This window comes from Trueperaceae bacterium (genome assembly GCA_036381595.1).
Lineage (GTDB): Bacteria > Deinococcota > Deinococci > Deinococcales > Trueperaceae > DASVCN01.
The window spans coordinates 29006-42192 of the sequence record DASVCN010000005.1 but is presented as its reverse complement, the minus strand read 5'-3'; the positions used below and the strand labels follow the sequence as shown (position 1 = coordinate 42192).

The 13187-nt window shown below is 67.0% G+C and carries 13 protein-coding genes; 5 read left to right on the top strand and 8 right to left on the bottom strand.

The window, feature by feature from the left end:
• Window positions 1–17: 17 nt before the first annotated feature.
• The 4 genes from VF168_01200 to VF168_01185 all read right to left on the bottom strand — a co-directional run bounded on the left by VF168_01200 (window position 18) and on the right by VF168_01185 (window position 4814).
• Entirely contained in the window at window positions 18–2192 is a 2175-nt protein-coding gene (locus tag VF168_01200) for a DNA internalization-related competence protein ComEC/Rec2 (GenBank protein ID HEX7002789.1), read from the bottom strand.
• Between the two features lie 83 nt (window positions 2193–2275).
• A complete protein-coding gene (locus VF168_01195) occupies window positions 2276–2776 on the bottom strand; it encodes a ComEA family DNA-binding protein (GenBank protein ID HEX7002788.1) in 501 nt (166 codons plus the stop codon).
• 184 nt (window positions 2777–2960) lie between these two features.
• Window positions 2961–3563, bottom strand: a complete 603-nt coding sequence (locus VF168_01190) for a superoxide dismutase (GenBank protein HEX7002787.1) — start codon at window positions 3561–3563, stop codon at window positions 2961–2963.
• 228 nt (window positions 3564–3791) lie between these two features.
• Window positions 3792–4814 (bottom strand): YhdH/YhfP family quinone oxidoreductase, encoded by a 1023-nt coding sequence (locus VF168_01185; protein ID HEX7002786.1) that lies wholly within the window; start codon window positions 4812–4814, stop codon window positions 3792–3794.
• An 83-nt stretch (window positions 4815–4897) separates the two neighbouring features.
• Between VF168_01185 and VF168_01180 the strand changes: the two genes are divergently transcribed.
• Together VF168_01180 and VF168_01175 are read left to right on the top strand one after the other, a co-directional pair.
• Complete coding sequence (locus VF168_01180) at window positions 4898–5452, top strand: DUF3105 domain-containing protein (GenBank protein HEX7002785.1); 555 nt, start codon at window positions 4898–4900, stop codon at window positions 5450–5452.
• A 2-nt stretch (window positions 5453–5454) separates the two neighbouring features.
• Window positions 5455–5844 carry a metallopeptidase family protein gene (locus VF168_01175; protein HEX7002784.1) on the top strand — a complete coding sequence of 130 codons (390 nt, stop codon included), beginning with the start codon at window positions 5455–5457 and terminating at the stop codon, window positions 5842–5844.
• 6 nt (window positions 5845–5850) lie between these two features.
• Here VF168_01175 and VF168_01170 read toward each other — a convergent pair whose 3' ends face one another.
• The 3 genes from VF168_01170 to ltaE form a co-directional block, all read right to left on the bottom strand.
• Complete coding sequence (locus VF168_01170; protein HEX7002783.1) at window positions 5851–6246, bottom strand: hypothetical protein; 396 nt, start codon at window positions 6244–6246, stop codon at window positions 5851–5853.
• Between the two features lie 147 nt (window positions 6247–6393).
• Window positions 6394–7230: a shikimate dehydrogenase gene (locus VF168_01165; GenBank protein ID HEX7002782.1), complete on the bottom strand. Its 837-nt coding sequence runs from the start codon at window positions 7228–7230 to the stop codon at window positions 6394–6396.
• Complete coding sequence (gene ltaE / locus VF168_01160; protein HEX7002781.1) at window positions 7227–8267, bottom strand: low-specificity L-threonine aldolase; 1041 nt, start codon at window positions 8265–8267, stop codon at window positions 7227–7229. Before ltaE ends, VF168_01165 begins: the two co-directional genes overlap by 4 nt.
• A 106-nt stretch (window positions 8268–8373) precedes the next feature.
• Between ltaE and VF168_01155 the strand changes: the two genes are divergently transcribed.
• Together VF168_01155 and VF168_01150 are read left to right on the top strand one after the other, a co-directional pair.
• The gene (locus VF168_01155) at window positions 8374–10158 is read left to right on the top strand and encodes an ABC transporter ATP-binding protein (protein HEX7002780.1); all 1785 of its coding nucleotides are present in this window, start codon (window positions 8374–8376) and stop codon (window positions 10156–10158) included.
• Window positions 10159–10231: 73 nt separating this feature from the next.
• Window positions 10232–11041 carry a hypothetical protein gene (locus tag VF168_01150; GenBank protein HEX7002779.1) on the top strand — a complete coding sequence of 270 codons (810 nt, stop codon included), beginning with the start codon at window positions 10232–10234 and terminating at the stop codon, window positions 11039–11041.
• Between the two features lie 31 nt (window positions 11042–11072).
• Here the strand turns inward: VF168_01150 and VF168_01145 are convergent, their stop codons facing one another.
• Window positions 11073–11732, bottom strand: coding sequence for a TrkA family potassium uptake protein (locus VF168_01145; GenBank protein HEX7002778.1), 660 nt, complete (start codon window positions 11730–11732; stop codon window positions 11073–11075).
• Between the two features lie 70 nt (window positions 11733–11802).
• Here VF168_01145 and VF168_01140 point away from each other — a divergent pair, with 70 nt between their 5' ends.
• On the top strand, window positions 11803–13173 hold the full coding sequence (locus VF168_01140; protein HEX7002777.1) for a TrkH family potassium uptake protein: 1371 nt from the start codon (window positions 11803–11805) through the stop codon (window positions 13171–13173).
• The last annotated feature ends 14 nt before the right edge of the window (window positions 13174–13187 follow it).

The window sequence follows — 13187 nt, the reverse complement described above, 5'->3', positions numbered from 1 at the left end:
TGGGTCATACCGAGCAATCAGTCTAGCGGCAGCCGGACGGCCCCCTCGTCACGCGTGATGTGGACGACCGCTCCCCACTCGCGAAGGCGCTCAAGCACCTGAGCGCTGGGGTGGCCGTAGGCGTTCCGGCCCACCGATATCACCGCGTGCCGTGGTCGAGCCATGCTCACCAGCCTCGCAGAGCTCGAGCTGGGAGAACCATGATGCGGCACGACCATCACCTCGACCTCAGGCGGGGCGAGGTCGCGCTCTACGAGTTCGGAGATGTCGCCCAGCAGCAGCACCCGCGGTACGCCGCGGAGGTAGACGGCGAACGCCAGCGAATCGTCGTTGCTGGTCCCGTAGCTGTGTGGCGGTGGATTCAGTACCTCGAACTCGGCCGACCCGAGGCGGAACCGCTCGCCTCGCCGGAATGACCTCACCGGCACCCCGTTCCGTTCGGCTGCGGCCATCAGTCTGTCGAAGGCCGGTGTTCCGCTGGCGCCGGCGCCGCCGATGGCCAGTAGCTGAACCGGCATCTCGTCGAGGATGGTCGGGAGGCCCTCGCTGTGGTCGACGTCGGCATGCGTCGAGACCAGCAGTTCCAGCTCGTCCACCCCGAGGGCACGGAGGGCCGGAAGGACGATGCCCTCTCCGGTATCGAAGTCGGAGAAAGGCGTCCCTCCGCCGTCGACCAGCGCTTCGATCCTGCCGGGGAGGCGCAACAGTATCGCGTCGCCCTGGCCCACGTCGAGCACGACCAGCTCGGGGGGCTGGCGGCGTGCTGGCGTGGCTGCCGAGAGGAGCAGCGCCAGCGCGACGACCAGCAGACCGCGCCACGGCTTCAGTATCCCGTTGACGACCAGCGCCAGCGCGCCCATCCCGATCGCGAAGTAGAGATAGCCGACCTGTTCGACCTCGCCCCAGGTGAGTGCGGGCAGGGCGGCGCCCAGGCGGGCGAGCGCGAGCAGCAGAGCCGCGAGCGGGCCGGTCACGAGGTTGAGCAGCCCGGCGAGCGGCAGCGCCACCAGGCCGAGGAGTCCGGCCACGAAACCGAGGGGCACCAGGAGGGACGCGAACGGCAGGGCGACCACGTTGACGAGGGGCGAGAGGAGCGGCAGCGACCCGAAGGCGCTGGCGACCAGTGGCAGCGTCAGAGCCTGGGCCGACAGACTGGTGATGCCAGCGACCCCGATGCTCACCCTAGGGTGCCACCAGGGCCGCGGCGGCTGGCCGCGCAACCACCGACCCAGCGGTAGGCCGAAGAGGAGGATCCCGGCCACCGCGCCGTAGCTGAGTTGCAGCGAGATGTCGAAGAGCCACGCAGGTCTCGCCAGCAGGGTCACGAGGCCGGCCAGGCCGAGCGCCGGCCAGGGCTGCACCTTACCCGCACCCAGCCATAGACCCAACAGCACGACCGCGACCATCACGGCAGCACGAACGATGCTCGGCGTCGCCCCTACCAACAGCATGTAGCCGAAGTCGAGCAGGAGCAGCAGCGGGTAGCGGAAGCCGCCCAGCGGCGCCAGCAGCCAGCCGGCGGCGGCCATGAGGAGACCCACATGGAGCCCGGAGAGCGCCAGTACGTGGGCGAGTCCGGCCGCCGCGAACAGGTCCTGCAGGTCCCCCAGCTCGTCGCGCACGCCCAGCGTCATGGCCTCCATCAGGGCCGAGGCATCCGGTGGCAAGCCCTGGCCGACGCCAGAACGCAGGCGATCCAGGAGCCTGGTGCGGGGATCGGCCGTCAGCACCTCCTCGACCAGCACCTGACCGTAAATGCCCCTGCGTCGCAGGTAGCCCCGGTAGTCGAAGCCGCCAGGGTTGCGCCGGCCGGCCGCCTCGACCAGCGTGCCCCGGAACTCGACCTCCCCGACCGGCAGCGCGCCCCGCGGTGCCACGGCGACCCGCACCCCGTCCGGATCGTCGAGTGTGAGGATCCGGCCCTCGCTCGAGCCGGAGAGGGTGAGGAGGCGCTCCCGGATCCCGGTCAGCGGGTCGGGCCTCGACCGCCACTGCTCGAACCGGAGGTAGCCGAGAGCGAAGCAGAGGAGCGGCAGGGCGAGCGAAAGGACGGCGCGCGGGGGGAGGCGGCGTGGCGAGGCGCGGGCGAACGGCAGGCGGGCCGGATTACGCAGGAGGAGCATGCGAAGGGGCAGGCTGGCCGGCGGGAGGAGGAGCAGCCACCAACCGCTCGCGCCCGAAGCGGCGGCCAAGATCCCACACGCGGCGCCGCACGCCGCCGGCAGAGGCCACGGGAAGCGGGGCAGCCATGCACTCCCATCCCCAGCCGGTGCCGTCACAAGCGCACATGCGGCTGCAGCCGCTCGAGCGTCTTCTCGCCGATCCCCTTCACCTGAAGCAGCTCCTGCAATCGAGAGTAGGGCCGCCCCTCGACTATCCGGCGGGCGGTCACCGGTCCGATCCCGGGCAACTCCTCGAGCTCGTCCACGGTCGCCGAGTTGACGCTGATCCTCTGGTCGCCGCCCTCGGCAGTCCGGTACGGCACGAACACCTTGTCACCGGGCCCCAGGGGGGCCGCCAGGTCGACCAGACTCGTCTCGGCAGCCGGCGTGAGCCCGCCTGCCAGTTCGATCGCGTCCGCGACCCTGGAACGGAAGGGAAGCCGGTAGATGCCGGGGCTGACGACCGCGCCGTCGACAGCCACGCTTATATCGGGCGCCTCGAATTCGATGGGCACCTCCCTCACGAGGAGTCGCGGGAGGAGCGCCATCCCTCCGACCGTGAGGCAGAGGCCCGTGAGGAGCAGCGTAAGCAGCAACTCTCCTCGCTCAGACATGCCCGAGGGTAAAGACGTTGCCGGGCGCCGCTGTGGGAGGGCTCCGTTCCTGCCCACCGACGATGGGCATCCGCCAAGCTAGATCGACCCGCGAATCCGCCAGACCTTTCGGCGCCTTCCGGCCACGGCAAGAAGAAGGACGCCGATCGCTCGGCGCCCTTGGTGATTGCTCTCGAACCGGGTCTCAGCCCTTGGCCTGCTGGAACCTCTCCCCTACTTTGCCCCAGTCGACCACGTTCCAGAAGGCGCTGATGTACTCGGGTCGCCGGTTCTGGTACTTGAGGTAGTAGGCGTGCTCCCAGACGTCGAGGCCGAGGACCGGCTTGTCGCCCACCATCAGCGGGCTGTCCTGGTTCGGCGTGCTGTAGACGTCGAGCTTGCCGTCCCGCTTCACGACCAGCCACGCCCAACCTGAACCGAAGCGGGTGGCGGCTGCATCCTCGAACTTCTGCCTGAAGTCGGCGAACGATCCGAACACCTCGCGGATCGCTTCCCCCAACGCTCCGCTGGGCTCTCCGCCGCCGTTGGGGCTCATGATCTCCCAGAAAAGGTTGTGGTTGGCGTAGCCGCCGCCGTTGTTGCGAACCGCCCCTGGTAACGAGTCGGCGCCCCGCCCCAGGATCTCCTCGATCGATTTGCCGGCCATGTCGGTGCCCTCCACGGCGGCGTTCAGCTTGTCGGTGTAGGCCTTGTGGTGCTTGTCGTGGTGGATTTCCATGGTCCGGGCGTCGATGTGGGGTTCGAGTGCGTTGCTGGGGTACGGAAGATCGGGCAGCTGAAAAGCCATCTGTGAGTCCCTCCTTCGAAGCATGCGGGTAGCTCACCCGCCAGGAAATTTCAGTCTAACAAAGGTGATTTCCGCCGCTATCTCCGGGCCTACAATGGCTCCGCCCGCGCCGCGCCGGGTGAAGGAGTCGCAACGCGGCATCGGGTGAAGGAGTCGCAACGCACCGCCGCGTGAAGGCGTCGCCACGCCGCGTGGCGTGAAGGCGTCGCAACGCCGTCCTCGCTTCGGTTAGTCCACGGCGTCCCGGTGCCGAACGAGCACCCTCCCGATCGTGCGCCCCGCCAAGATGGCGTCGACGGCGTCGTCGAGCTCCCCGAGCCCGATCTCCCGGGTCAGCTCTTCGAGATGAGCAGGCTTCCACTCTCCCGCCAACCGGGTCCACACCTCGCGCCTCATCGGCATCTGACAGTTGGCCGAGTCGATCCCCAGGAGCGAGTTCCCCCGCAGGATGAAGGGGAAGACGTTCATCCGCAGGTCGGGGCTCTGGACGAGCCCGCAGGCCGCAACCGCACCGCGGTACCGGAGGCTCTTGAGCAGGTTCACCAGAGTGGCGCCTCCGACGGTGTCGATCCCCCCGGCATAGGTCGACTTGAGCAGCGGCCGCTCGTTCGACTCGCCCAGCTCCCCGCGGTCCAGTACCCGTGAGGCGCCCAGGCGCAGGAGCAGTTCGTGAGCCTCCCTCGTGCCGCTGGATGCGACGACCTCGTGCCCTCTGCCGGCGAGCAGGGCCACCGCGAGGCTCCCTACGCCTCCGCTTGCTCCGGTCACCACCAGCGGACCGTCGCCTGGCACCACGCCGTTCCTCTCGAGCGCGTCGAGCGCGAGCCCGGCCGTGAGCCCGGCCGTCCCGAGGATCATCGCCTCGCGCAGGGTGAGGCCGTTGGGGAGCGGCACCGCCCATGCGGCCGGCACCCGTATCCGCTCGCCGAAGCCGCCGGGAAGGTCTACACCGAGCTCGTACGAGGTGACTATCACCTCGCTGCCCGCCGGCAGCGCCGGATCGCTCGATTCGATCACCACCCCGGCAGCGTCGATGCCGGGCGTGTGAGGGTAGTGGCGGGTCACACCGGGTCGGCCACGAGCCGACAGGGCGTCTTTGTAGTTGAGTGACGAGTAGTGGACCCGGACCGTCAGGTCGCCGTCAGGCAGGTCGTTCTCCCCGAGTTCCACCACCTCGGTCCAGGAGCGTTCCCCCTCCTTGAAGGCTCGGAAAGCTCGGAAGGTTTCTGGACTCGTCTCCTGGCCTCTCATGAGCGCAATATAACGTCGAGGGCCCGCGCAGACCGGGTTGATACGAGGACCGAACGGCCTCCGCTCGTTTGATAGACTTCCGCATGGCGAAAACGAAGCCCAGAGCCGGCCGGGGCCGAAGCAGGCGCCGGAACCGCAAGAACAACCTCCCCTGGATCGTCGGGATAACCGGCGTTGCGGCGCTCATCGTCCTGCCTATAGTCGTCAATGCTGTCCGCTGGGCGAACCTGCCGGGTGAGGGGTTCCGGAGCCAGGGCAACCTGCACATCGCGCTCGGGACCGAGCACGTTCCCTACAACAGCGATCCACCCACCTCGGGGCCCCACACTCCCAACCTGGCGAACTGGGGCTCCTACTACGAGATACAGCCCGACGAGCGGCTGGTGCACAACATGGAGGATGGCGGCGTGATCCTCTGGTACCGGCACGGGACCCCCGAGGAGAACGAGGCGCACGTCGAGGCGCTCGAGGAGGTGGCTCGCGGCTACCGGCGGGTCGTCATCGCTCCTCGCGAGGAGATGCCCACCACCTACGCGTTGACCGCCTGGCAGCGGCTTCAGCGGTTCGACGAGATCGACCCGGACGGCATGCGAGAGTTCATAGAGGCTTTCGAGGGGATCGACCACCACCCCCGCTGAGCATGACCTACCAACAGTTCCGTCGCACCATCGAGGAGATGGTAGAGGAGATACCGGACGAGTTCCTGCGGGGGCTCCAGGGCGTGCACGCCCTGGAGGAGGAACGGCCCGAGGAGGAGTTCGAGGACGTCTGGCGACTGGGTGAGTACCTCGACCCGGGGGCAGAGGACTTCCTCGGGTCCGGCGAGGGGTTGGGACGTCATGTCGCCCTCTACTACGGGTCGTTCCGCAGAGTGGCCGAGTTCGATGCCGACTTCGACTGGGAGGAGGAGATCTGGGAGACGCTCACCCACGAACTCCGTCACCACGTCGAGTCGCTGGCGGGCGACGCCTCGCTGATCGCCGAGGACTACCGGGAGCAGCGGGAGTTCAAGCGCCATGACCGGGAGTGAGCGTGCTCAGCGCTCGTGCCTGGCGACTCTGGTAGCTCCGGCTCCGTCCAGCACTTTCTCGGCCTCATCGGCCCTGGCGGCGTCGATCTCCACCAAGAGCAGCCTGCCGCCGTCCTCCAGCAGCCTGCGGTAGTACTCCCGCTCCTCATCGTCCAGCACCCTGCCGCCGATCATCGGCGGTTCGCTGGAGCGAACCTGACCGGGCCACGGGGCTGTGGTACCAGCGCCTCTGGCGAGGTCCACCGGCTCAGCTCCGCCCTCGCTCGCTCCTGCTGCGGTCGGGTTGCCCGTGGTTGGCGCACCCTCGAGTCGCTGCACGCGCTCGTCCAGCCCCGCCTCGGTGAGACGCTCGAGTCCCTCCTCGAGCGAATCGGCATCGTCGAACATTCCTACTACCAGCATCTCGTCCCCCCTCTTCACACTGATGGGACGGGACGCAGGCACAGCGGCCCCGTTCACACTCTGGGCGGCGCGGGGCAGTGACCGGAGGAGGCTGAGCGCACCCCCTGGTGCCCTCGACAGAGCGGTGAGGACAGTACCCGCGCAGTTTCAGCTCGCCAGCATCCGCCTCGCCTCACGGCGCATCAGCTCGACGGGTGCGGTGTGTCCGGTCCACATCGAGAACGACTCGGCCCCCTGATAGACGAGCATGGGCAGACCGTTCTGGGTCTTGAGCCCGGCGGCCTTCGCTTCCCGCAACAGTCTAGTCTCGGCCGGCCGATACACCAGGTCGACGACGGCTCCCTCCTTCGGGAGGTCCCCGGCCGGCAATGGGGTCTCATCCGTCCGCACGCCCTCGCGCATCATCCCGACCGAGGTCGAGTTGATCACCAGTTGCGAGCGGGGCCCGCACTCGCAGAGCTCCTCGTCGCCGATCACCCTGATTTCACCCAAGCCCGCGAAGTCGTCCCTGAGCCTCTCGGCCCGCTCCCTGGTCCGGTTATGGAGGACCAGTTCGCCGATCCCCGACAGCAGCAGGGCGTAAGCCACGGCTCGACCCGCGCCACCAGCGCCCAGGAGCAGGACCCTGCGCCCCGCCAGGTCCACCCTCAGGTCGGCGAGCGCCTTGAGGAAACCCGAAACATCGGTCGAATGCCCCTCGAGCTCGCTACCGCGCCGGACGATGGTGTTCACCGAGCCGACCGCTCTCGCTTCAGCACTGAGGGCGTCGAGCAACCCCATGATGGACTCCTTGTGAGGGATGGTGACGTTCGCACCCCAACAGTCGGGTTGCCGCAACTCCTCGACCGCCTCGGGAAGCGCTTCCGGAGGCACCTCGCGCGCCGTGTAACGGGCGTCGAGTCCGAGGCTCGCGAAGGCGGCGTTGTGCATCGCCGGGCTCAGGCTGTGCCACGCCGGGTAGGCGAACAGCATTACCCTCATCATGCGGCTTGCCGCTCGCAGAGCCGCCTGGTTACCTCCACGGTCCGTTCGACGTCCGCATCGCCGATCTCGTAATGGGTCACCAACCGGATCGAGTCGTTGGCGACGGCGTTCGCGAGGATCCCTTCTCGAGCGAGACCATCGACCAGGCGAGGCGCTCCGTCCACGTTCAGGTAGACCATGTTCGTCTGCACGGCCGCCAGATCTATCCTCACGCCCGGGAGTCCGGCCAGTCCCTCGGCAAGCGCCCGCGCTCGGACGTGGTCCTCGGCCAACCTCTCGGTCATCGTTTCGAGCGCTACTATGCCGGCCGCTGCGATCACTCCGGCCTGGCGCATGCCGCCACCCAGTACCTTGCGGTAGCGGTGCGCCTCGCGGATGAACTCGCCGCTCCCCAGGAGCACCGTGCCAACCGGTGCCGCCAACCCTTTGCTGAGGCAGATGGAAACAGAGTCGAAGCCGCGGCAGACCTCGGCGATCGAGACTCCGAGAGCCGCGGCGGCGTTGAAGGCCCGCGCGCCGTCGAGGTGGATGGGGAGGCCCTCCTCCCTCGCCAGCGCCGTCAGCTCGCGGCAACGCTCTAGCGGTACGACGGTGCCACCAGCCAGATTGTGCGTGTTCTCGAGCGAGATGAGGCCGGTCGGCGCGGTGTGGATGGAGCGGTGGATGGCGCTTCTCACGGCCCCCACCTCGGGCACGCCCAGCGGCGCGGGGATGGGCCGAGGGATCAGACCGGATACGACCGCCATCCCGCCGAGCTCGAACTCGTAGACGTGACCGCCGGCGGGAACGATCACCTCACTGCCCCGCTGAGCGTGGACGGCAAGAGCCGCGAGGTTGCTCATCGTCCCGGTAGGCATCAGCAAACCCGCCTCGAAGCCTGTCATCCGGGCGAGCATCTGCTGGAGCCTATTGACCGTCGGATCCTCGCCGTAAACGTCGTCTCCAACGGGAGCCTCGGCCATTGCCCGGCGCATGGCTGGGGTCGGTCGGGTAACCGTATCGGATCTCAGGTCTATCGTCGCTGCGGCCTCTGGCATAAGGGATTCTACCGGTGGGGCGCCCGCGCGACGGCCCGGCGGGAACGGTCGGTAGGGTGTAGCCTTGACCTTGCGAGGTGAGACCGGGCTAGCATTACAGCCGCTCATGAGCACAGCCGCCGCTACTCACACTTGGCGCAACGTCCGCCGCTTCGCCGCCTTCCTCAAACCGTACCTGGGCCAACTGGCGCTTGCGAGCGCCGGCGGCATCGTGAAGTTCAGCGTCCCACTGCTCGTACCGCTCGCTACGCGCTACCTGCTCGATCAGGTGTTCCTCGACGAGGGTTTGACCACCGCACAGAAGCTCCGTCAGCTGTGGCTGGTGGGCGGCGGCCTCATCGCACTCTTCGCCCTCTTCTGGGCGCCCTGGGTCTACGTTCGCCACGTCTTCGCCGGGCTCGCAGCACAACGCACCGTCTTCGACCTGCGCAGCAGCCTCTACTACCGGATCCTCCGCATGTCGGCCTCCTTCTTCACCCGCCACAAGTCGGGCTCGATCGTCACCCGCATCACGTACGACATAGACCAGGTGCAGAACCTGGTGGGCGGGGCGTTGACCAACGTCTGGATGGACCTCGTCTCCCTGATCCTGGTGATCATCCTGCTGCTGCGCATAGATGTTGGGCTAACGGTCATCGCCCTGGTGACCTTCCCGCCCTACCTCTTCTTCTTCAGGCGCTTCAACCGCCGCATCAAGCAGACCTCGGAGGACGTGCAGCAGAAGGTATCCACTCTCTCGGGCAACGTGCAGGAGAAGATCGCCGGCTCGACGGTGGTGAGGGCGTTCGGGCGCGAGAAGACCGAGGAGCGGCACTTCTACCACGACGCCAGGCGGCTGCTCACCAGCAACCTGCGCTCGGTGCGCCTGCAGAGCCTCAACGCGGTCGTGACCGGTCTGCTCGCCCAGGTCGCGCCGCTCATCGTCATCATCTACGGCGGTTCCCAGGTGATCAGCGGCCGTCTCACCATCGGCGACCTGGTGGCCGTCACCCTCTACCTCGGCTCGCTCTACCTGCCGCTGCAGCGCTTCTCGGACCTCAACGTCATCTTCGCCAACGCGACAGCCGCCCTCGACCGCGTCTTCCAGGTGATGGACGAGGAGCCCGATGTCAGGGAGAAACCGGACGCGATCGACATTGGACGGGTGAAGGGAGAAGTGGAGTTCATTCGGGTGAGTTTCGCCTACGACCCGGAAACCGCCCCGGTGCTCCGAGAGGTCAGCTTCACCGCCAGGCCCGGTGAGAAGATCGCCCTGGTGGGCCCCAGCGGCTCGGGCAAGAGCACCATAATCTCGCTCATCCCGCGCTTCTACGACCCGACCGACGGGGTCGTAAGAGTGGACGGAGTCGACCTGAGAGTAGTCACCCTCGCCTCATTGCGTCGCAACGTTTCGATGGTGCTGCAGAGCCCTGTGCTGTTCAGCGGCACGGTCCGTGACAACCTGCAGTACGGGCGGCCTCGAGCGAGTTTCGAGGAGTTGCGTGAGGCCTGCCGGGCCGCCAACGCGCTCGACTTCATCAACGCGCTGCCTCACGGCTTCGATACCGAAGTAGGTGAGGGCGGGGCCTTCCTCTCGGGCGGACAGCGGCAGCGGCTGACGATCGCCCGCGCCTTCCTCAAAGACCCCCGCATCCTCATCCTCGATGAAGCGACCTCGGCCCTCGACACGGCATCCGAGCGGCTCATCCAACAGTCGCTCGACAAGCTCATGGAAGGACGCACCACCTTCGTCATCGCCCACCGGCTCTCGACCGTCGTCAACTGCGACCGGATCCTGGTGATGCGGGCCGGCAGCGTGGTCGAGAGCGGCCGGCACGAGGAGCTGATAGCGCAGGGCGGGCTCTATGCCGAACTCTTCAGCCAGACCGGGGCGGCAGAAGTAGCGCGCTGACCGGCGGGCATCTTGCCCGACCTCCCGACCAGGTAAAACGCAGCCAGCGCCCTTCGAGCGTTAGATTGGTCCGGTGAAGGCTCGCCGCTTCCTCGCAGTTCGCGACCGCAACCGGATCGTGGCCATCGCCAGCTTGGCTCTGATCGCGGCGGGCCTGCTGGTCGACCTCGCCACCCCACCCGCACTGGTCGTCGCCATCCTCTTCGACATCCCGATCGCCCTTTCGGCCCTATCGACATCGCGACGGCTGCCCGTCTGGATCACGCTTGCCGCGCTCGCCGCGAGCGTCGTTGCCGGGTACGGCAACGCGCTGGAGAACGGGGTCGATCGGGTGTCGCTGCTGAACCGCGCACTGGCAGCGGTTTCGTTCGTGCTGATCGGCATCCTGACGATCGCCTTGCGGAGGGCTGCCGCCGGTGAGGTGAAGCTCCGCATGAGGGCGCGCCGGAGCGAACAGGAGGTCAGGTTGCGCGAGATGTTGGCTCGCCTGAGCGATCCGATGCCGTTCGAGCAGTTCCTGCAGAGAACGGCGGTCGAGCTGAGGGAGCTGCTCGCAGCCGACGCGGTGGTGTTGGCGAGTCACGATGGGAAGCGGTTCACTGCGCCCCGGGCGGCAGCTCCCGCATCCTCCGGTTTCGCCTCGATCGGCCAGAGCCTGCCCTGGCCGGTGACGGCAACTGGCGAGACGAGTTCGCAGGTGGTGGCCGCCCGACTGGTCACCGACCTGCTCCTGGTCGGGCGGTTGCAGCCGAAGGAGCGAGGGAACATGACCGTACTCGTTCGGCGCCCGCACGTGGAAGAGGGGCAGATGATCCTCGCTGCGGCCCTCCGCTTCCTCGACCCGCTGCTTGACCGTTGCAGCCTGCTCGAGAGAGCCTACTGAGGAGTCCGCGCCGGAAGCGAGCTCGGGCAGTTCAGTCGGTGATGTACTCCTTCAGCCGATCGATCGCCTCGTTCTCACCCACCACCACGATCCTGTCTCCTGCCCGCAGCTCGAAGTCGGCGCCGGGCGCGGCGACGAGCTGATCCCTTCTGTGAACCGCGATCACCTGGACGCCGAAACGGCGCGGCAACCGCAGTTCGGCCAAGCTCCCCTGCAGCTTCTCCTGCGTCTCGATCTCCACGACCGAGTGGCCCTCACCCAACTCGAACGCGTCGACGACGTCGGGCGTGATGAGGGTATGGGCGAGACGAGCTCCCATGTCGTGCTCCGGTCGCACCACCTCATCGGCGCCAACGCGAAGCAGGACCTTCGCCGATATCGCGCTCGTGGCCTTGGCGATCACCCGTTTGGCACCGCAACTCTTCGCCCCCATGGTCGCCAGGGTGCTCGCCTCGAGGTCGTTGCCGATCGCTACGATGACCGCATCGAAGTTGTTGCAGCCCAGCTTCGCGAGCACCTCCTCATCGGTGGCGTCGGCGATCATCGCGTGAGTCACACTGTTCATGATCTTCTCGACCGCTTCTTCGTCCTCGTCGACGATAACCACGCCGTGACCGTTCTCGTGCAAGGTGACGGCCACAGCTGAACCGAAGCGGCCCGCGCCGATCACAAGGAACTCTCTCGCCTTCATCTCCAGGAGCCTACAACACCCCGCGATCTACCGCCGACCAAGGTGGGCATCGGGTAACGTGTCCACCGGAATGCAGTCAGAACCACAGGGTCCGGTCGAAAACAGACGTCGAGCACGGAGGGCCCTCCAACCTGCCAGAGTCATCGCCATCGCATTCCTTTCTGCCATCGTCATCGGCGCCCTCCTGCTACTGCTGCCGATCTCCACCACGAGCGAGGCCCAGCTGGATCCGCTCGGCGCCCTGTTCACCGCAACTAGCGCAGTCTGCGTCACCGGCCTGATAGTCATCGACACCGGCAGCGGCTTCACGCGCTTCGGGCAGGTCGTGATCCTGGCCCTGATCCAGATCGGTGGCTTGGGCGTACTCTCCCTAGGCAGCGTTCTCGCCTTCGTCGTCAGGCGCCGTATCTCCTTCCGCGAGCGGCTGCGCCTGCGCGCCGAGCTGAACGCCCTCCAGGTCGGTGGCGTGGTGAGACTTCTGCGGGGGGTCCTGCTCTTCACATTCGCTTTCGAACTTATCGGCACCCTACTGCTATGGATACGCTTCTGGCCCCTCTACGGCTGGAGCGAGGGACTCTACTACGCCGCCTTCCACGCCGTAAGCGCCTTCAACAACGCCGGTTTCGCCCTCTACCCCGATTCACTCATCCGCTTCGCCAACGACCCGTTCCTGCTGCTCACGATCGCGGCTCTCTTCATCATCGGCGGGCTGGGCTTCCTCGTCTTCGTCAACTACGCCTTCTACCTGGCCGGCTTGAGTAGTCGACTGACTCTGCACGCCCGGATCGTGCTGCTGACCTCGGGAGCCCTCCTCCTTCTGGGTACGATCCTCATCCTGCTCTTCGAGTGGAACAACAGCGCGACACTGGGCACCTTCTCGCCCGCAGCGAAGTTCGTGAACGCCTTCTTCCAGGCCGCTACCCCTCGCACCGCCGGGTTCAACTCGCTCGACTACGCCTCGATGACCGAAGTGTCACTCTTCTTCACGATACTGCTCATGTTCGTGGGCGCGAGCCCAGCGTCAACGGGTGGCGGGATCAAGACGGTAACAGCCTTCGTCGTCTTGTTGAGCGCGATAAGCGAGGTCCGCGGCAAGAACGAGCTGGAGGTCTTCGGTCGCCGGGTACCTTCCAACATCGTCCTGAAAGCCGGAACCGTGGCTCTCTTCAGTTTCCTCTTCATAGCCGGCGCTCTGCTCGTGCTCGCTCTCACAGATCCCGGTCTGCGCTTCCTGGACGTCGCCTTCGAGGCCTTCTCTGCTTTCGGGACCGTTGGTCTGTCGACAGGCATCACCGCCCAGCTGAGCGACCTGGGGAAGCTCGCCATCATCCTGCTGATGTACGTTGGCAGGCTCGGGCCCACGACCTTCGCCCTGGCTCTCGTCACTCAGGAGCGAGAGGATCGCGTGCGCTACCCGGCCGAGGAAGTGATCATCGGTTGATCGGGCATGGTGGT

Bases quoted from the DNA above. Each gene is read 5' to 3' on its own strand.
- VF168_01175 (HEX7002784.1), top strand. From the start codon at position 5,455: ATGACCTACCAACAGTTCCGTCGCACCATCGAGGAGATGGTAGAGGAG.
- ltaE (HEX7002781.1), bottom strand. From the start codon at position 8,267: ATGCCAGAGGCCGCAGCGACGATAGACCTGAGATCCGATACGGTTACC.
- VF168_01185 (HEX7002786.1), bottom strand. From the start codon at position 4,814: ATGAGAGGCCAGGAGACGAGTCCAGAAACCTTCCGAGCTTTCCGAGCC.
- VF168_01145 (HEX7002778.1), bottom strand. From the start codon at position 11,732: ATGAAGGCGAGAGAGTTCCTTGTGATCGGCGCGGGCCGCTTCGGTTCA.
- VF168_01195 (HEX7002788.1), bottom strand. From the start codon at position 2,776: ATGTCTGAGCGAGGAGAGTTGCTGCTTACGCTGCTCCTCACGGGCCTC.
- VF168_01180 (HEX7002785.1), top strand. From the start codon at position 4,898: ATGGCGAAAACGAAGCCCAGAGCCGGCCGGGGCCGAAGCAGGCGCCGG.
- VF168_01140 (HEX7002777.1), top strand. From the start codon at position 11,803: ATGCAGTCAGAACCACAGGGTCCGGTCGAAAACAGACGTCGAGCACGG.
- VF168_01170 (HEX7002783.1), bottom strand. From the start codon at position 6,246: ATGCTGGTAGTAGGAATGTTCGACGATGCCGATTCGCTCGAGGAGGGA.
- VF168_01165 (HEX7002782.1), bottom strand. From the start codon at position 7,230: ATGATGAGGGTAATGCTGTTCGCCTACCCGGCGTGGCACAGCCTGAGC.
- VF168_01155 (HEX7002780.1), top strand. From the start codon at position 8,374: ATGAGCACAGCCGCCGCTACTCACACTTGGCGCAACGTCCGCCGCTTC.
- VF168_01190 (HEX7002787.1), bottom strand. From the start codon at position 3,563: ATGGCTTTTCAGCTGCCCGATCTTCCGTACCCCAGCAACGCACTCGAA.